The organism is Thioalkalivibrio halophilus, from assembly GCF_001995255.1.
In the GTDB taxonomy this organism is placed as follows: Bacteria; Pseudomonadota; Gammaproteobacteria; order Ectothiorhodospirales; family Ectothiorhodospiraceae; genus Thioalkalivibrio; species Thioalkalivibrio halophilus.
The window spans coordinates 79,779-96,593 of sequence record NZ_MUZR01000017.1 but is presented as its reverse complement, the minus strand read 5'-3'; the positions used below and the strand labels follow the sequence as shown (position 1 = coordinate 96,593).

20 protein-coding genes and 1 pseudogene are annotated in these 16,815 nt (G+C 69.3%); 14 read left to right on the top strand and 7 right to left on the bottom strand.

What is annotated here, in order from left to right; genetic code table 11:
• From B1A74_RS06375 to B1A74_RS06365, 3 genes are all read left to right on the top strand, one after another.
• The coding region (locus B1A74_RS06375; RefSeq protein ID WP_143592234.1) for an energy transducer TonB at positions 1-507 on the top strand (507 nt) is incomplete at its 5' end.
• A gap of 36 nt (positions 508-543) precedes the next feature.
• Complete coding sequence (locus tag B1A74_RS06370; RefSeq protein WP_026288926.1) at positions 544-978, top strand: hypothetical protein; 435 nt, start codon at positions 544-546, stop codon at positions 976-978.
• 45 nt (positions 979-1,023) lie between these two features.
• Complete coding sequence (locus B1A74_RS06365; RefSeq protein WP_483028311.1) at positions 1,024-1,281, top strand: TonB-dependent receptor domain-containing protein; 258 nt, start codon at positions 1,024-1,026, stop codon at positions 1,279-1,281.
• Between the two features lie 159 nt (positions 1,282-1,440).
• Here B1A74_RS06365 and B1A74_RS06360 read toward each other — a convergent pair whose 3' ends face one another.
• The gene (locus B1A74_RS06360; RefSeq protein ID WP_018946557.1) at positions 1,441-1,716 is read right to left on the bottom strand and encodes a hypothetical protein; all 276 of its coding nucleotides are present in this window, start codon (positions 1,714-1,716) and stop codon (positions 1,441-1,443) included.
• Between the two features lie 248 nt (positions 1,717-1,964).
• Here B1A74_RS06360 and B1A74_RS06355 point away from each other — a divergent pair, with 248 nt between their 5' ends.
• Positions 1,965-2,630 carry a tetratricopeptide repeat protein gene (locus B1A74_RS06355; protein WP_019021358.1) on the top strand — a complete coding sequence of 222 codons (666 nt, stop codon included), beginning with the start codon at positions 1,965-1,967 and terminating at the stop codon, positions 2,628-2,630.
• A gap of 24 nt (positions 2,631-2,654) precedes the next feature.
• Here B1A74_RS06355 and B1A74_RS06350 read toward each other — a convergent pair whose 3' ends face one another.
• The 3 genes from B1A74_RS06350 to B1A74_RS06340 all read right to left on the bottom strand — a co-directional run bounded on the left by B1A74_RS06350 (position 2,655) and on the right by B1A74_RS06340 (position 4,566).
• The gene (locus tag B1A74_RS06350; RefSeq protein WP_077244112.1) at positions 2,655-3,101 is read right to left on the bottom strand and encodes a hypothetical protein; all 447 of its coding nucleotides are present in this window, start codon (positions 3,099-3,101) and stop codon (positions 2,655-2,657) included.
• A 19-nt stretch (positions 3,102-3,120) separates the two neighbouring features.
• Entirely contained in the window at positions 3,121-3,336 is a 216-nt protein-coding gene (locus B1A74_RS06345) for a flagellar basal body rod C-terminal domain-containing protein (protein WP_018946554.1), read from the bottom strand.
• 66 nt (positions 3,337-3,402) lie between these two features.
• Positions 3,403-4,566, bottom strand: a complete 1,164-nt coding sequence (locus tag B1A74_RS06340) for a hypothetical protein (RefSeq protein WP_077244111.1) — start codon at positions 4,564-4,566, stop codon at positions 3,403-3,405.
• Between the two features lie 97 nt (positions 4,567-4,663).
• On the opposite strand from B1A74_RS06340, the gene B1A74_RS06335 reads away from it, so the two are divergent.
• Both B1A74_RS06335 and B1A74_RS06330 read left to right on the top strand, forming a co-directional pair.
• On the top strand, positions 4,664-5,371 hold the full coding sequence (locus tag B1A74_RS06335) for a hypothetical protein (RefSeq protein WP_077244110.1): 708 nt from the start codon (positions 4,664-4,666) through the stop codon (positions 5,369-5,371).
• On the top strand, positions 5,368-5,871 hold the full coding sequence (locus tag B1A74_RS06330) for a YcgN family cysteine cluster protein (RefSeq protein ID WP_077244109.1): 504 nt from the start codon (positions 5,368-5,370) through the stop codon (positions 5,869-5,871). The genes B1A74_RS06335 and B1A74_RS06330 overlap by 4 nt, the downstream gene beginning before the upstream one ends.
• A 1-nt stretch (position 5,872) precedes the next feature.
• On the opposite strand, the gene B1A74_RS06325 is transcribed toward B1A74_RS06330, so the two are convergent.
• Entirely contained in the window at positions 5,873-6,559 is a 687-nt protein-coding gene (locus B1A74_RS06325; RefSeq protein ID WP_077244108.1) for a glutathione S-transferase family protein, read from the bottom strand.
• Between the two features lie 155 nt (positions 6,560-6,714).
• Here B1A74_RS06325 and B1A74_RS06320 point away from each other — a divergent pair, with 155 nt between their 5' ends.
• The 8 genes from B1A74_RS06320 to panD all read left to right on the top strand — a co-directional run bounded on the left by B1A74_RS06320 (position 6,715) and on the right by panD (position 12,471).
• Complete coding sequence (locus B1A74_RS06320; RefSeq protein WP_018946549.1) at positions 6,715-7,143, top strand: RNA-binding S4 domain-containing protein; 429 nt, start codon at positions 6,715-6,717, stop codon at positions 7,141-7,143.
• A complete protein-coding gene (locus tag B1A74_RS06315) occupies positions 7,136-7,585 on the top strand; it encodes an NUDIX domain-containing protein (RefSeq protein WP_077244107.1) in 450 nt (149 codons plus the stop codon). Before B1A74_RS06320 ends, B1A74_RS06315 begins: the two co-directional genes overlap by 8 nt.
• Before the next feature lie 40 nt (positions 7,586-7,625).
• On the top strand, positions 7,626-9,059 hold the full coding sequence (gene pcnB, locus B1A74_RS06310; protein ID WP_077244106.1) for a polynucleotide adenylyltransferase PcnB: 1,434 nt from the start codon (positions 7,626-7,628) through the stop codon (positions 9,057-9,059).
• Positions 9,056-9,646 carry a 2-amino-4-hydroxy-6-hydroxymethyldihydropteridine diphosphokinase gene (folK, locus tag B1A74_RS06305; protein WP_018946546.1) on the top strand — a complete coding sequence of 197 codons (591 nt, stop codon included), beginning with the start codon at positions 9,056-9,058 and terminating at the stop codon, positions 9,644-9,646. Before pcnB ends, folK begins: the two co-directional genes overlap by 4 nt.
• Positions 9,643-10,293, top strand: coding sequence for a deoxynucleoside kinase (locus B1A74_RS06300; protein ID WP_077244105.1), 651 nt, complete (start codon positions 9,643-9,645; stop codon positions 10,291-10,293). The genes folK and B1A74_RS06300 overlap by 4 nt, the downstream gene beginning before the upstream one ends.
• Before the next feature lie 10 nt (positions 10,294-10,303).
• Positions 10,304-11,098, top strand: a complete 795-nt coding sequence (gene panB, locus B1A74_RS06295) for a 3-methyl-2-oxobutanoate hydroxymethyltransferase (protein WP_077244104.1) — start codon at positions 10,304-10,306, stop codon at positions 11,096-11,098.
• A gap of 33 nt (positions 11,099-11,131) precedes the next feature.
• Positions 11,132-12,004: a pantoate--beta-alanine ligase gene (gene panC, locus B1A74_RS06290; RefSeq protein WP_026288924.1), complete on the top strand. Its 873-nt coding sequence runs from the start codon at positions 11,132-11,134 to the stop codon at positions 12,002-12,004.
• 86 nt (positions 12,005-12,090) lie between these two features.
• A complete protein-coding gene (gene panD / locus B1A74_RS06285) occupies positions 12,091-12,471 on the top strand; it encodes an aspartate 1-decarboxylase (RefSeq protein ID WP_018871149.1) in 381 nt (126 codons plus the stop codon).
• Positions 12,472-12,540: 69 nt separating this feature from the next.
• Here panD and ppc read toward each other — a convergent pair whose 3' ends face one another.
• Both ppc and glgA read right to left on the bottom strand, forming a co-directional pair.
• Positions 12,541-15,393, bottom strand: coding sequence for a phosphoenolpyruvate carboxylase (ppc, locus tag B1A74_RS06280; RefSeq protein WP_077244103.1), 2,853 nt, complete (start codon positions 15,391-15,393; stop codon positions 12,541-12,543).
• A gap of 96 nt (positions 15,394-15,489) precedes the next feature.
• Positions 15,490-16,815, bottom strand: a pseudogene (glgA, locus tag B1A74_RS06275) (glycogen synthase GlgA); the annotation flags it as partial.

The window sequence follows — 16,815 nt, the reverse complement described above, 5'->3', positions numbered from 1 at the left end:
GAACCCGAACCGGAACCCGAGCCGGAACCCGAGCCGGAACCCGAACCGGAGCCCGAGCCGGAGCCCGAGCCGGAGCCCGCTGGCACGGCCGAGACGGTCGCCGAAACCGATGCCGTGGCCGATGAGCCGGGCGAAACGGACCCGACGGCCGACGAGTCCGGCCCCGCCGGGGACCCGGAGGGGGCTGCCGAGACGGATGCCACGGGCGGTGGCGACCCCGGGGCGGAGAGTGACTACCTTGCCGAACTGCAGGCCTGGGTCGAGCAGCACAAGCGCTATCCCAGAGCGGCCCAGCGTCGCCGGCAGGAAGGTACCGTGGAGGTCCGGCTGCAGCTCGCCCGTGATGGTTCGGTGATCGACTACGACATCCAGGAGAGTTCCGGCTCCGGGATCCTGGATCGCGCGGTGGAAGACATGGTGCAGCGGGCCGACCCGTTCCCGGCGCCGGACAGTATCGGTCTGGACGGCTACGAGATCGTGGTGCCGGTGAATTTTTCGGTGCGCTGACGAACGACGGATCGACGCGTTGTGGAGGCAGGCGAGATGACACGAAAGCGGCAGATTCACGGCGGACTCGCGGCAGGCGTGCTGGGGCTGGTCCTGGCGCTGCCGGCACTGGCGGAGGACGGCGGCGGGATCGGCGTCCAGCTGAACAAGCTGGAGCCCGACGGCGACGACTGTCGCGCCCATCTGGTACTGGAGAACGGCCTGGATCAGGCGCTGGAGTCGCTGCAGCTGGATCTGGTGGTGTTCGGCGATGACGGCATCATCCAGAGCCGGACGCTGCTGGAGATGGCACCGCTGCGGGCGGGGAGCACCTCGGTGCGGGCCTTCCGCATGACGGATACGTCCTGCGATCGCGTCGGGCGCATCCTCGTCAACGACGTCGCCGATTGCGAAGGCCCCGAAGGCGCGGTCGCGGACTGTGCCGACCGCATCGAAATCGAAAGTCTGGCGGATCAACCGCTGATTCGTTGAGTTGTGCTTCGGGCAGCTCCGCTCCGGAGCGGCTCCGGAGAAGACGTGAAGACCTCACGGGTTCCGTACGCGGACGCCAGCCGCAATACCGTGGACTACCGGCGGTCGAACGCCTGCAGCGAATGGCTGCCCGGAGCTTCCATGACCTTTGACGTGGACGATCGCTGGCAGCTGCTGGCCGGTGTGCATCGCGGCTTTCCGCCGGCCGGAGGCGGAGCCGGGTCCGGTACCGCCCCCGAGACCAGTATCAACTGGGAGCTGGGCGGGCGCTATATCACCCCCGGACGATTTCCGCAGGAATGACGCACCGGTGCTGAGCTGCAAGCGTTCCTGACCCCCGGTCCCCGCTCGCAGGTTGCAGGCGAGAAGCAATAAAAGGCCCGACCGGAGAAGGTTTCCGGTCGGGCCCGGTGGCCGGGAAATGCGTTCGCATCGCCCCGGCGGAGCATTCGGGCGGGACGATCAGAACTGGGGTTCGTCGTCGCCTTCCATGTCACCACCCATGCCGTCGTCCATGCCATCGCCTTCGGGTTCCATTCCCTGGCCTCCCATGTCACCTTCCGGCGGGGCGCCTTCCTGCATGCCACCTTCCATACCGTCCTCGGCCGGCGGCGCGCCTTCTTCCATCTGCTGTTCTTCGAACTCGTCCATGCCCATGTCGTCACCGCCGCAGCCGGCGATCAGCAGGGCAAAGGGCACGATGGCGGTGGCTGCCAGCAGTTTCGTGGAACGTTTCATTGAGGTCCTCCTCATTGGGACAAGGGTAAGAATCAGGGACAGGGTCCCGTCACCCCTGCGTCTCCTGCCCCCCGGGGGTGAGTTCCCGAGCCGCGCCGGCCGGATCCGCACGCAAGCGGGATGCCGGTGAAAAAAGAGAATGGCGTCACACTCTGTGGTTCGCGTGCCCGACCGCCGTGGGGGACATCGACGCTGCGTTGTCCGGTCGGTACATTGCCGGCCGACATGCCCCGAACCGAGTTCGCACCATGAATGCATCAAATGATCCGCGCGGGCTGCTCGAGCAGGCGCGCGCGGCCTGGAGGGACGGAGATACCGCGCGGGCGGTGGACCGCTGGCAGCAGGCCGCCACCGCGGGTGATCCGCTCGCGGCCTACAACCTGGGGGTGCTGCTGGATGAAGGCACGCACATGCCGCGCGACCCGGCGCGTGCCGCGATCTGGTATCTGCAGGCGGCCGAGGCGGGCTGGCCGGATGCCGCGTTCAATCTGGCGGTGCTGTTCGAACAGGGCGACGGCGTGGAGGCCAGCCCGAACGAGGCGGCGCGCTGGTTCCATGCCGCCGCCGAGGGCGGCAATCCGCAGGCGATGTTCAACCTGGGCCTGAAGTTCGACGAGGGGCGCGGGTTGCCGCAGGACGCCGAGCAGGCGGCGCAGTGGTATCTGCTGGCGGCCGAGGCCGGCGAGGGCCGCGGGGCCGCCAACCTGGCGCGGCTGTTCGCGATGGGCGAGGGCGTGGAGCGCTCGGATGTCTCCGCCTTCAAGTGGTATGCGATCGCGGCGGAGATGGGCGTGGCCAGTGCGGCGCGCTATCGCGAGCGGGTGGCACGCGAACTCAACGCGGACGAGCGGCTGCATGCGGGGGAGCGGGCGCAGGAGTGGCTGGCGGAATTCCCCCGGCGCGGGGATGCCTGATCTCGCAGGGCGGTACCGCCGCGGTCAGACGACGATGTTCAGCTCGCGGCGGGGTTCCTCGGCCGGACCGGCAAAGCTGAAGGCCAGTTCCACACGCCGGCGCAGGGCCTCGACCCCGGAATCCTCCAGTGCGCCACCGTCGGCGATGCGCTCCTCGCCCGGACGGGCGTCGTCGGTCGTGCCGGACTGAAACGCCTCGATCTCGGCCGCCAGGCGCGCCTGGCCGGCCATTTCGCGGTCGTTGCGGGGCAGGACCAGGTCGGCACGCGGGTCGCCCTCGTCCCCGTTGCGGTTGCGCTGCTGCTCGGCGCGGTCCTCGATCGGACGGCGCGCGGCCCCGGCTTCGGGGTCGTTCAGCGGGCGATCGAACTCCGATGGCGCAGACAGCTGGCCGAGACCCAGGCGGTCCGAACCGCTCGGCCGGGTGGCCGGGACGGTCGGTGGTGCCGGATTGGTCAGCGGTGCTTCCATGGTGTCCCTCGCTTCCGCGTCAGGCGCGGACGTCGAGCAGGCTCCCGATCATGCGGTCTTCGGCTTGCAGGGTCTTCACGTTCGCTTCCACGTGACGCTGGCTCGCGCTCATCTCGACCATCGCCGTGTTGCTCTGGCGGCTGCCGGCGTTCTCGGTGGCCACGGTGTGGGCCTGCTGACGCATCTGCGTCATGCCCTTCTGGATGCCCTGCAGGCCGCTGCTGCCGTCGATCATTTTCCGGTCCGGATTCGCGCTTGTTTCAAATTATAGACCAGACCCCGGGAGATATGCTAAGGGCGCTCAGGAAGCCGCGGGGGCAGCCCCGAGATGTTCGGCCAGGCGGGCCGCGACCCGTTCGCGGGCCGTGGCCTGTCGTTCCAGCCATCGAGTCAGCCGCGTCTGGCGCTGCCCGGCATCCGGCAGGGTCGAAAGGGTCTCGAGAATCGCCCCGGCCACGGCATCGGGATCTTCTCCGCGGCGGATCAGGCCGGTGGTCTCCGCGGCGCGACGCAGACGGACCTCGTCTTCCGGGGCGTCGCCGCTGGCGGCCGGGCCGGTCACCACGGCACCGCCGCAGGCAAGGGGGCGTGCCAGATCCGGCGGGGTCCGCGTGGCCGCCAGGGTGCCGCCGGGCAGGGTGATGTCGGCGCAGGCGTAGGCGGCCTGCAGGGTCTGCGGATCCTCGATGTAGTAGACCCGGTTCTTGCGCGGGACGTACGACGTCATGAACCGGTTGTGGCGCACGATCGGCAGCGAGTACTTGATTGCGTCGCGGTAGACCGGCTCGTGGCGTTCGGGGTCCGCCGGCGCCAGCAGGAGCAGGGCGGCGGTCTTCTGCAGGACCGCGAACAGCACTGCGAAGGCGAACGCCTCCTCGTCCGGGCCGGTGTTCGGGGCCAGCAGGATCGGGTGGCCGCGTTCGCGGTATTCGGCGAAGCGTTCGCAGAACGCCCGCTCGGGATCCGGGTCTTCCGGTGCGGGGGGCAGGGATACGGCCCCGGCGAGCGGGTCGCCGGTGGTCTCGGCGCCCAGTGCCGGGTCCACGGCGCCATCCCGCGCGGACAGCACGGTGGCGAAGGTGACCCCTTCCGGGGCGGGGCCCTCGGCGTTGATCCAGGCCACGCGGGCCCCGGCGGCCACAGTGGCCCGCAGCGCCTCGCCGGGGAGATCGACCGGGCCCAGCAGCACCACGGCCCGGGGGCGCAGGCGGGCCAGGCGCGCCGGAGCGAGTTCGGGGGGCAGGGCCACCGCCGGAAGGTCTTCGGGGGCTCCGGGCACGGCGGCCTCCCTGTCGCGGGGGGCATCGCTGACGCCCAGCAGCAGCGGGCCCAGGGCCTCGCCGAGACCGGCGAGCCAGTCGGGCGCCCGCGCGAGTTCGCGGTGCGAGGCGATGATCAGGGTACGGCCGGTGTATGCGGACGGGACCGAGCGGGCCGTGATCCAGGCAGACAAACGTGAGATCATGCGTGATCGGACGCGGGGCGCCGGGTGGTTTGCGAGCCGCCCAGTATAGCGACCCCGCGAGGATTCGCGCAGGGGTGGCTCGGGAGCAGAAGTCGGCATGAATCTACGCTGGACCATCGGGGCGGTCGTCCTCGCGGGCATTCTGGCCCTGGCGATGTTCGTCTACATGCAGCCCGGCGGGCAGCAGACCCGGCAGTTCGAGAGCCTGCCCTGGCAGGTGGAGGTGCTGGACCGGCAGCACACGCGGGTGCTGGGGATTACCCTGGGCGAGACCACCATGGCGGATCTCATGGGGCGGCTGCCGGTGCCCGAGATCCGGATGTTCGAGGATCCCGACGGGACGCGCTCGGTGGAGGCGTATTACGTGAACGCCCGCATCGAGCCGTTCGAGACCAACCTGATCCTGCGCCCCGATCTGGACGAGGCCGACCTGGACCGTATCGAGGCGGGGACGACCTCCGAACGGCCGATGCCGTCGGGTGCCCGGCGCTACGGCCTGGACGACGACACCCTTGCATCGCTGGGTAACGTGCCGGTGGTGGAGATGAGCTATATCCCCCGGGCACGCTGGGACGCGGATCTGCTGCGCCGGCATTTCGGCGAGCCGGCCGAGCGCATGCAGATCGACAGCAACCATGCCTACTGGCTTTATCCCGACCGGGGCGTGGCGGTGCTGCTGCCCGACCGCGGACGGCCGACCATGCACTACACCACGCAGGAGCGCTGGAGCCGGGTCGAGCAGCGCCTGCAGGAAGAGGGGCGCCGGCGGCTGGGCGAAGAGGACCACCGGGCGGAGACGCCGTGAGCGACGAACGGCCCTTTTACCAGCGCCCGCTGGAGGAACTCGACGCGGCCGAATGGGAGGCCCTTTGCGACGGCTGCGGGCGCTGCTGCCTGCACAAGTTCGAGGACGAGGATACCGGCGAACTGGCCCACACCTGGCTGGCCTGCGACCTGCTCGACTGCGAGACCGGCCATTGCTCCGACTATGCCCGGCGTCGCGAGTCCGTGCCGGACTGTCTGCAGCTGACCCTGGAGAAGGTGGCGCAATACGACTGGCTGCCGCCCACCTGCGCCTATCGCCTGCGCTTTGCCGGGCAGCCCCTGCCCAGCTGGCACCCGCTGCTGACCGGCGACCCGGACAGCGTGCGCCGCGCCGGGGTGTCGGTGGCCGGGCGGGTCCTGCGCGAATGCGATGCCCCGGATCTGCCGATCATCGATTACGTGGTGGACTGGCCGGGCGAGGTTCCGCTGGCCGCCCGCCTGTTGCAGCCGGCGTCGGATGCCACCGGGGGATGCGAGTGATTCAGCCGCGGCGCAGTGCGGCCGCCAGTTGCCGGGGCGCGGTGCCGGTCTGGCCATCCAGGTAGGTGGCCAGGCGCTGCGAGAAATCCGCCGGTACCGAGTCGCGTACTGCGTCCAACGCCTCCAGCCACTGCCAGCGCGCCGCCAGCCGCGGGAAGGATTCGGGGTCCCAGGGGCTGTCTTCGTGGGTGAGCAGGGCGTAGCGCATCAGCAGCGGCGCCAGGGTCGCGTCCACCAGCGAGAACTCCGCCCCGGCCAGCGCGTGGTCGTCGGCCATCTGGCGTTCCAGTCGCTCCAGACCTCGTGCCGCCTCGTGTGCGGCCCGTTCGAAGGCGTCCTCGTCGGCCGCGGTCATCCAGCGGTACTGCGCGAAGGTCTGTTCCGACAGGTACTCGATCCAGGCGCGGGCCCGGGCGCGTTCCAGCGGTTCCGGAGGCAGGCGTTCGGGCGGGGTGACGGCGTCGATGTATTCGTTGATGACCGCCGATTCGAACAGGACCGTGTCCCCGTTCACGATCAGGATCGGGACCTTGCCCAGCGGCGAGCGTTCCCGGAACCAGTCGGGCGGGTCGGCGAGGTCGATGCGGGTGAGTTCGTACGGCGCTGCCTTGTAATTCAGCGTGATGAGGCTACGCTGGACGAAAGGACAAATATCGAAGCTGACCAGGTGCAGATGCGGAAAGTCCATGGCATGGCCCGGTGGCCCGCGGGCGACCGGTTCCCCCTCCGGAAATATCGGTGCATGAAGGCGGCATTCTGGTCGCTCCGGTCCGCGGATAAAAGCCCGGGCCGGCCTGTCCCGGGTGTGCGCGGGGTGTTCGGTACCTCCGCGCGGGGGTGCACATGAGCCGGACGGGTGCAGCGGCGCCTGCGTCCAGCCTGCGTCTGGACAAGTGGCTGTGGGCGGCGCGTTTCTTCAAGACCCGCGCCCTGGCGACGGAGGCGGTGTCCGGCGGCAAGGTCCATGTCAACGGCGAGCGCTGCAAGCCCGCGCGCAAGCTGCATCCGGGGGATCGCGTACGGGTGCACAAGGGGAGCTGGTCCATGGAGGTCGACGTGGTGGCGCTGGATGATCGGCGGCGCCCGGCGACCGAGGCGGAGCAGCTCTATACCGAAACCCCGGAGAGCCGCGAGGCGCGCGAGCAGGAGGCATCCCGCCGGCGGCTCGAACGCGAGGCACGGGCCCCGGCGCCCTCGGGGCGTCCGGACAAACGCGAGCGCCGCAAGATCCGGCGTTTCGTGCGTCAGGATCAGGGAGGAACCGATGAGTGACCGACGCCCGCGTACGCCGGCCCTGGCGGTGGATCTGGTGATCCGGCATGCCGCCGAGCCCGGCCGGATCCTGGTCATCGAGCGTCACAACCCGCCGCACGGGTGGGCGCTTCCCGGGGGCTTTGTCGACGTGGGCGAGAGCGCCGAACATGCCGCCGTGCGCGAGGCCCGCGAGGAAACCGGTCTGCAGGTCGAACTGCAGGCCCTGCTGGGGGTGTATTCGGCGCCCGATCGCGACCCCCGCGGGCACACCGTGAGCGTGGTGTATCTGGCTCAGGGGAACGGTCAGGCGCGGGCCGCCGACGATGCGCGCGACTGCGCCTGGCTGGACCCGGGCGACCCCGGTTTGCCACTGGCCTTCGATCACCGCCGCATCGTGGACGACTATCTGCGCTATCGCCTTACCGGCGAAGTGGCTCCACTGAGAACAAGGACGGATTAGCTGTTAAGATACGCTCCCGAAGCCATTCTGACGGCCCTGTGTGACCCGCCCTGATACCGAAATCCCGGCCCCGGCCGAATCCGATTCCCGCGACGACGCTTCGCGCGCCGGCGATGAACACGTCGTGCCGCGCGTCTATACCCGCGAGGAACACGGCATCTCGCGCGCGGCCATCGACAACAACGCGCTCAAGGTGCTGTACCGCCTGCGCGACGCCGGGTACCGCGCCTGTCTGGTCGGCGGCGGCGTGCGCGACCTCCTGCTGGGGCGCGAGCCCAAGGACTTCGACGTGGCCACCGACGCCACCCCCGAGGAAGTCCGCGGGGAGTTCCGCAACTGCCGACTGATCGGTCGGCGGTTCCGGCTGGCTCACGTGCTGTTCGGCCGCGAGGTGATCGAGGTCGCGACCTTCCGTGCTCCGCACGATGCCGGTGGGGACGATGACGACGACGACGGCGACGTGGTCCTGAGCGACGACGGCCGCATCCTGCGCGACAATCGCTACGGCACCATCGAGCAGGACGCCCTCCGGCGCGATTTCAGCGTCAACGCGCTGTACTACGACATCAACGACTTCTCGGTGCTGGACTACACCGGCGGCGTCGAGGACCTGCGCGAGGGCGTTCTGCGCCTGATCGGCGACGATCCCGAGACGCGCCTGCGCGAGGATCCGGTGCGCATGCTGCGGGCGGTGCGTTTCTCCGCCAAGCTGGGGCTGCGCATCGACCCGGCGGTGGACGAGGCGATGCACCGGCTGGCGCCGCTGATGCGGGAGGTCGCCCCGGCACGGCTGTTCGACGAGGCGATCAAGCTGTTCCACAGCGGCGAGGCCGTCACCTGCCTCGACGAGCTCGAACGCTTCGGTCTGTTCGAGGCGATGTTCCCGTCCACCGCCGAGGCCTTCGACGACCCCGACGATCCCGAGGCCGGTCTCAGCCAGCGGGCCTTCCTGGTCGAGGCGCTGCGCAACACCGACAAGCGTCTGGCCGAGGACCAGGGCGTGCACCCGGCGTTTTTGTATGCCGCGCTGATGTGGGCGCCGCTGAACTGGGAGGCCACGGCGCGCATCGAGGAAGGCGAGGATCCGGCGCCGGCCTGGGATCAGGCGATGTCCCAGATCCTCGAGGAACAGGGCGAAACCGTCACTATCCCGCGGCGTTTTGCCCTGGTGATCCGCGAGATCTGGGAGATGCAGAACCGGCTGGAGACCCACTCCGGGGCGCGCGCCCTGAAGCTGCTGACGCATCCGCGTTTCCGCGCCGGTTACGATTTCTACTGCCTGCGGGCGCAGGTGGGCGAGGCCGACGAGCAGATCTGCAGCTGGTGGACCGAACTGCAGGAAAAGGACGAAGCCGGACGCAAGGAAATGAGCGGGGCCTCCGGCGGGGATGGCAAGCGCAAGCGCCGCAAACGCAAGCCGCGGGGTCGCGCCGGCGGCTCGGGCGCAAAAAAGGCGGGGGAAGGCTCGGCATGACCCGGATCCAGTCCGGCGGGCGCACTGCGGCCGTGTCGGCCTACATCGGCATCGGCGCCAACCTGGGGGATCCGGTGGCACAGGTTCGCGGTTCCTTTGCCCGCCTTGCCGTTGAGGTGCCCGATACGCGGCTGGCCGGACGCTCGCGGCTGTACCGCAATCCGCCGATGGGGCCGCCGGACCAGCCGGACTACGTCAATGCCGTGGCCCGGCTGCATACCCGCCTGACGCCGCGCGAACTGCTGCATGCGCTGCAGGCCATCGAACAGCGCTGCGGGCGCGTGCGCGACGGCCAGCGCTGGGGGCCGCGGCTGCTGGACCTCGACCTGCTGCTGTACGGCGACCGGGTGCTGGACGAGCCGGGACTCGCGGTGCCGCATCCGGGGGTGGCCGAGCGCAATTTCGTGGTCCTGCCGCTGCAGGAGCTGGCACCGGGGCTGGAGATCCCCGGGTGCGGCCCGCTGGCGGCGCTGGCCCGTGCCTTTGACCCCGCCGCCCTGATCCCGGTGGAGGAGTCGGGCGACAGTGAAGCGGAGGCCGCCGCGGTGGAGCCACCACCGGGCCGCCGCGCGGGGGCGGGCGCATGAGCCTGGGCCATTTCGACTTCATCGCGGTCGAGGGGCCGATCGGCGTCGGCAAGTCCTCGCTGGCGCAGCGGCTGGCGGAACGCCTGCGCGCGGAGCTCCTGCAGGAGGCCCCCGACGAGAACCCGTTCCTGGAACGTTTCTATCAGGATCCGGCCAAGCATGCCCTGGCCACCCAGCTGTATTTCCTCGTGCAGCGGGTCCGCCAGCTGACCCCGGTGGCGCAGAAGGGGCTGTTCCAGCAGGCGCATGTGGCCGACTACCTGATGGACAAGGACCCGCTGTTCGCCGAACTCAATCTGGCCCCGGACGAGCTGGAGATCTACCACGAGATGTTCCGCCGGCTGCGCCAGGGGCTGCCGCAGCCGGATCTGGTGATCTATCTGCAGGCGCCGGTGGACGTGCTGCAGGAACGCATCCGTCAGCGCGGACGGGCCTATGAACGCCGGATCGAAACCGCCTATCTGGAGCGGCTGAACGCCGCCTACGCGGATTTCTTCTATCATTTCGAGGGACCGGCGCTGGTGATCGTCAACGCAACCGAGATCGACTGGGTCAACAACCCTGCGGATTTCGACCAGCTGGTGCAGTTCCTCGAGCCGATCCAGGGTGGCCGGCACTACTTCAATCCGTTGCCGATCACGCTGTAGGGGGAGATAGATGGGGGCGATTACCGTCAACACCCTGGCCGAACGCCGGCGTGCGGGCGAGCGTTTCGCCTGTCTGACCGCCTACGACGCCTCGTTCGCCCGTTTGCTGGACGAGCAGGGCGTGGAGGTGATCCTGGTCGGGGATTCGCTGGGCATGGTGGTCCAGGGGCACGAAACCACCTTGCCCGTGACCCTGGACGACATGGTCTATCACACCGCCGCGGTGGCCCGCGGGGCACGCCGGGCCCTGATCATGGCCGACCTGCCGTTCCTGGGGGATGCCGATCCGGCCACCGCGCTGGCCCAGTCCGGGGCTCTGATGCGGGCCGGGGCGCACATGATCAAGATTGAATGTGGCGCGACGCAGATCCCGGTGGTGGAGCGGCTGGTGGATGCCGGTATCCCGGTGTGCGCCCACCTCGGACTGACCCCGCAGGCGGTGCACCGCATGGGCGGATATCGCGTGCAGGGGCGCGATGCCGAAGCCGCGGCCCAGCTGGAATCCCTGGCCGGGCGGCTGGAGAAGGCCGGGGCCCAGGCCCTGCTGCTGGAAGGCGTGACCGAGGGGCTGGCGACCGCGGTGGCGCGGGCGGGCGACGTGCCGGTGATCGGGATCGGCGCCAGCCCCGCCTGCGACGGCCAGGTGCTGGTGATCGCCGACGTGATCGGTCTGACCCCGAATCCGCCGCGCTTCGCCCGCGATTTCCTCGCCGAAGGCGGCTCGCTGGCCGGTGCGGTCCGGGCCTATGTCGGCGCGGTGCGCGAGGGGCGCTTCCCCGAGTCCGGCGTGCATACCTTTTCGTAGCGAACTCCGGTTCAGACGAGGCTCGGGACGGCCATGAGAATCCTTCGAGATCGACCACAGATCCAGGCGATGCGCCGTGAGTGGACCCGGCGCGGCAGCCAGGAAACCATTGCCCTGGTGCCCACCATGGGACACCTGCACGAGGGGCACATGACCCTGGTTCGCGAGGCCCGGGCGCGCGCCTCGCGCGTGGTGGTGTCGATCTTCGTCAATCCGCTGCAGTTCGACCGCGAGGAAGACCTCGCGAACTACCCGCGTAGCCTGGAAGAAGACTCCCGCCGGCTGGCGGATGCCGGCGTCGACGCCCTGTTCTGCCCGGACGAATCGGTGATGTACCCGGACGACGGGCTGCCGCCGGTGAAGGTGGTCGTGCCGGTGCTGTCGGAGATCCTCGAGGGGGCGTTCCGTCCGGGCCATTTCGACGGTGTGGCGACGGTGGTCGCCAAGCTGTTCAACCTGGTGCGCCCCGACATCGCCCTGTTCGGCGAGAAGGATTACCAGCAGTTCCGCCTGATCGAGCGCATGGTCGGCTCGCTGGACATGCCGGTGCGGGTGGATGCGGTACCCACGGTGCGCGAGCCGGACGGGCTGGCCTGTTCCTCGCGCAACAGCCGGCTGACCGCGGAGTCGCGCGCGCGAGCGCCGGCGCTCAAGCGCGTGCTCGACGAGGTCGCCATCGTCTGCCGGCGCGACCGCAGCGGCGCGGCCGACCGGGTCACCGAGATCGAGGCGGAGGCCTGCGACCGCCTGCGCGAGGCCGGGCTGGATGCCGAATACGTGGCCATCCGCCGGGCGATGGATCTCGCCGAGCCGGTAGCCGGCGAGGCCCTGTGCGATCAGGACCTCGTGATCCTCGGGGCCGCCTGGCTGGACAGCGTGCGCCTGATCGATAATCGCCGGCCCTGAGTCGGACGCGGGACATTGCCGCTCCCGCGTGCATCGCGCATAATTCCCGGCCCCGTGAAAAGACCGTTCGCCGACGGAAGACGCTTATGCTGGTCACCATGCTCAAGGGCAAGCTGCACAAGGCCCGAGTCACGCACTGTGAGCTCGAGTACGAGGGGTCCTGCGCGATCGATACGCGTCTGCTGGAGGCCTCCGGGATCCTGCCGTTCGAGCAGATCCAGATCTACAACGTGGACAATGGCGAACGCTTCACCACATACGCGATCGAGGCGGAAGCCGGGTCCGGGGTGATCTCGGTCAATGGCGCCGCTGCGCACAAGGCATCGGTGGGCGATCGCGTGATCATCTGTGCCTACGGCCAGCTGGATGCAGCCGAGGCGCGCGAGTTCACCCCCGATCTGGTGTATCTCGACGCCGACAACGCCATCGCCCGCACCGGGCACGATATCCCCGTCCAGGCCGCCTGAGTACGGCATTATTGGCCCGGGGCCCTGCATGAGCCCCGGGCCCCGGCCAGTGCGTGTCCCGCTCCGGTCTCAGCCGGTGTTGCGCATCCCCGCGGCGATCGCGTTGATCGAGCGCAGCAGCGGCGAGATCCAGGGGTTCTCCCGGGCGTCCCCGTTCCCTTCGTTCTCGGCCTCGAAACCCCGTGACTGGCGCAGCAGGTGGATCTGGATGCTGTTGAGCGGATCCAGATAGGGGTTGCGCCGCTGCAGCGAGCGCGCCAGCAGGGGTGTTTCTTCCATCAGCCCGTCCAGCTGAGCCACCCGCAGAACCTCGTTGACGGTGCGGCTGTGTTCCTCGCGTACCCGCGAATAGATGCGCTCGGACAGGTCGGTGTCGTGCGACAGCCGGGCGTACTCGGCGGCGGTGCGCATGTCGGCCTTGGTCAGGGCCATCTGGCAGTTGGACAGCAGCGAACGGAAGAACGGCCACTCCTGATACATGCGCTGCAGCTGTTCCAGGCGTGCCGGATCGTCGCCGCGCCAGGTTTCCAGCGCGGTGCCGATGCCGTACCAGGCGGGCAGGGTGTGGCGCGACTGGGCCCAGCCGAAGACCCACGGGATCGCGCGGATCGAACTCTTGGAACGGTCGGTCTTGCGCCGGTGCGAGGGTCGCGAGCCGATGTTGAGATAGCCGATCTCCTGCACCGGGGTGATCTCGTAGAAGTAGTCGAGCGTGCCCGGGGTGTGGTCGATCAGATCGCGGTAGGCATCCTCGCCCAGGCGCGCCAGTTCCTCCATGGTCTCGCGGTAGTCGTCGCGGTCGCAGCGCGGCGGGCGGATCAGGCTGCGCGAGGCGAGCATCAGGCCGGTCGCGCCCATGCCCAGTTCGTATACCGCGGTCTCCACGTTGGAGTACTTGTACGACAGGACCTCGCCCTGTTCGGTGAACTTGATCCGACCCTGCACGGTGGCCGGGGGCTGGGCGAGGATGGACTCGTGGGTCGGGCCGCCGCCGCGCCCGACGGTGCCGCCGCGGCCGTGGAACAGCTGGCAGCGCACGCCGTAGCGGTCGGTGATGCCGACGATCTTCTTCTGCGCCTCGTAGAGGTTCCAGCTGGAGGCGAGGATGCCGCCGTCCTTGCAGGAGTCGGAGTAGCCCAGCATCACGTCCTGGACGTTGCCGGAGGCGGCCAGCAGGCGCGCGTAGACCGGATTCGACAGCAGGCCCTCCAGGACGTCCTCGACGTGCAGGAGGTCCTCGATGGTCTCGAACAGCGGCGAGATGCGCAGGTGACAGAAGGCGCCGTGTTCCGGGTGCTCGCCGGCCAGTCCGGCCAGGCGGCCCAGCAGCAGGACCTCCAGTACGTGCGAGGCCGCATGGGTCATGGAGATGACGTAGGTGCCGATGCCGTCCGGACCAACCTCGCCGCGCATGCGCCGGATGACCTCGAAAACTTCCAGGGTTTCGCGGGTACGTTCGTCGAGGGCGGCGCGATCGGGCTGCGGCAGCTCGTCGCCGCGCCCGATCAGCTCCGCCAGACATTGCTGGCGGGCGGATTCGTCCATGGCGGTATAGTCCAGGGACGGATCGATGTGGCGCAGGATCTCGGCAACCGCCTCGGTGTGCACGGTGGATTCCTGGCGCACGTCCAGATGGTGCAGGTGGAAGCCGAAGGTCTCGACCAGACGGATGAGGTCGGTGAGCGCGCCGCTGGCGATGTTGCGGTCACCGTGGCTGATCAGGGAGTCGCGGATCAGCTTGAGGTCGTGCAGGAAAGAGTCCGGCGTGGCGTAGGCGCTGTTGGTCGGCAGCACCGCGGCCTCGCCCCGGATCCGCCGGCTGACCGTACCGAGGGTCTCGCGCAGGCGGTAGCGCATGATGTAGAGCTTGCGCCGGTAGGGCTCGGTCTCGAAGCGGTCGGAGGCGCCCTGGAACACGGCATTGGAGATGGTCGAGTCCGCCTGAAGGCTGGCGAGGAATTCGGCCGATGGCTCGCACATGTAGGAGGAGTGGGTGAGGACGTTGCGCAGTTCGTTGACCCGCTTGATGTACTCGCGCAGCACCTGTTCCATCGCCAGACGCGAGGCCAGTGCCGTGACCTCCGGGGTGACGTTGGGGTTGCCGTCGCGGTCGCCGCCGATCCAGGAGCCGAAATGCAGGAACGCGGGGATCCGCATCGGCAGGGAGCCGTCCGGGTTGACCCCGTAGATGCGGCGGATCGCCTTCTCGAGGAAGCGGTAGCTCTGCGGCACCGCCTCGAACAGGCTCTCCTCGAAATAGAACAGGCCGTACTTGATCTCGTCCTGGACCTCCGGCTTCCTCACCCGGACCTCGTTGGTGCGCCACAGGATCTGGATCTGGCCTTCCAGCTCCTCGGTGATCAGGCGACGTTCCTCGTCGCCCAGTCCCGGCTGGTTGAGGCGGTCGGCGGTTTCGAACACCCGGCGCTGGTTTTCCATGGTGGTCCGCCGCCGGGCCTCGGTGGGATGCGCGGTGAACACCGGCTGGTAGTGCAGCTGCCCCAGCAGTTCCTCCAGTTCCTGCGCTGTGACGCCGTCGTCGTGCAGTTCGCGCAGGGCCTGGTCGAAGGAGCCCAGCCACAGCGGCTCGCCACTGGAGACCTGGGCGCGGCGCCAGCGGTAGAACAGGTCTTCCTCGGCGATGTTGACCAGCGAGAAGTAGATGCTGAAGGCACGGATCACGCGTTCGGTCAGGGTCGTGTCGAACTGCGTGATGTCATCCATCAGTCGCTGGCGCAGCTCCGGGTCTTCCTCCTTGCGCAGGCTGACAAATCCACGGCGCAGGGTTTCCACCGCGTCGAAGACGGTCTTGCCCTCGAGTTTCCAGATGACGTTGCCCAGCAGTTCTCCGAACAGACGCACGCGCGCGCGCAGTTCCTTGTCCTGGGGCAGGAAACGGTCGTTGTGATCGGCTTGGTTCATGAGGCGGCCCGCGCAGCAGGGGGCCGGCCGCAGCCGGCCCCGCCGTGGTGGTTGCTTGCCTGCCGGCCCGTGCCGGTCGGCGGCGAAAGCCGGCGATTATAGCGCAGATGCGCCTGCGCGCGCCCGGGGGCGGTGTTCGCGATAGAGTTCGAGATAGGCCCCGGCGGCGACCTGCCAGTCGAAGTTCTGCTGCATCCCGGTGCGCATCAGCTGTTCCCAGCGGCCGTCGGCGCGGGCGTGGTAAAGCGCCAGGGCCCGCTCCAGGGCGTCGCCGAGCGCCGGGATGCTGTCCGGAGTGAAGCTGAAACCGGTGGCACGGCCGTCCTCCAGGGCTTCGGGAGTGGCGTCGACGACGGTATCGGCCAGGCCGCCGGTGGCATGCACCACCGGCGGGGTGCCATAGCGCAGGCTGTAGAGCTGGTTGAGCCCGCAGGGCTCGAAGCGCGACGGCATCGCGAACAGGTCGGCGCCCGCCTCGATCTGATGGGCCAGCGGTTCGTCGTAGCCGATGTGGACACCAACCCGCCCGGGGTGGGCCCGCGAGAGGGCGCCCGCGGCGTGCTCCAGGTCCGTCTGTCCGGAGCCGACCAGCGCCAGCTGGATGTGCCCGGCCTCAGCCAGCGGGGCGGCCACCGCCAGCAGCAGGTCCATGCCCTTCTGCTCGACCATGCGCCCGACGTGTCCCAGCAGCGGGATGTCCGGGTCTTCGGTCAGCCCCAGGCGGCGCTGCAGCGCGGCCTTGCAGGCGGCCTTGCCGGAGAGGTCGTCGGGGCCGTAGGCGGCGGCGATGTGCGGATCGCGGGCCGGGCCCCAGGCGCGGTAGTCGACGCCGTTGAGGATGCCGTGGAACACGTTGGCCCGGGCGCGCAGCACCCCGTCCAGGCCCATGCCGTGTTCCGGTTGCCGGATCTCGCGGGCATAGGTGGGCGAGACCGTGGTGATGGCGTCGCTGAACATGAGGCCGGCCTTCATGAAGGACAGCTGCTGGTGGAACTCGACGCCGTCCGGGTGCCAGAGCTCGGCGGGCAGACCCAGTGCGGTCGCGGTTTCGGCCGGAAACAGGCCCTGATAGGCGAGGTTGTGGATGGTGAATACCGACGCCGGTGCATCCCGCGTGCCGCAGGCCTCGCGCAGGTAGATCGGCAGCAGGCCGCATTGCCAGTCGTTGCCGTGGACGATCTCCGGGGTCCAGTTCAGCCCGGCGTCATCCGCGGCCACTCGGGCCACCGCACGGGCGAAGCCGGCGAAGCGCTGCGCGTTGTCCGGCCAGTCCTGGTCGTTGGAGGCGGTGTACGGGTTGCCGGCGCGCTGGAAATATTCCGGCCAGTCGACCAGGTAGACCGGCATGCGCGTGCCCGGTAGATGGCCCTCGATCAGCTGCCACGGAGCGTCTTCCGGTCCCGGGTGGGTGACCGGCCGGCG